The sequence below is a fragment of the Deinococcus rhizophilus genome, assembly GCF_030271215.1.
GTDB lineage: Bacteria > Deinococcota > Deinococci > Deinococcales > Deinococcaceae > Deinococcus > Deinococcus rhizophilus.
On sequence record NZ_JASNGB010000398.1, the window covers coordinates 1 to 512 of the forward strand.

Here is a 512-nt window from a genome sequence, read left to right on the forward strand (position 1 = left end):
CGGGACGCCGAACGCCGCCTCGCCCGCGCCCGCCGCGAGGCCGAGCGCGAGCTGAAGTCCGCTCGCCGTGACTGGGACCAGGCCCGCCTGGAGCGCGAGGTCGAGAAGCAGATCGCGCCTCTGAGCAAGCAGGTCAGCCGCGAACTCGCCCGACTCGACAAGGACGGCAAGAAGGCAGTGGCCCGTGCCCGGAATGACCGCAAGGAAGCGGAGGCTGGGGGCGGCTTTGGCGGCACCACCCTGCTGATCGCCCTCGTCGGCGGCGCCGCCCTGCTGGCCCGCGTGCCCGCTGCCCGTCAGGGCATCCTGAAGGCGGTGGAGGGCGTCAGTCCCGAGGCCGCCGAGCGCCTGCACAAGTTCAGCCGCGACGCCCGCAACGTGGTGGGCTCCATGTGGCTCGAGACCCTCGACGAGTCGGCGTCGGCTCCGGCTCCCGCGCCCACCGGGTCCGGGGCAGCCGCCAGCACCCCGGCCACGGCCACCCCGACGACCGACGCGGCCACCAGCCAGGC

At 74.8% G+C, this 512-nt stretch carries 1 pseudogene; it reads left to right on the forward strand.

From position 1 onward, the window contains the following. Positions 1 to 512, forward strand: a pseudogene (locus QOL99_RS17545) (alginate biosynthesis protein AlgP); the annotation flags it as partial.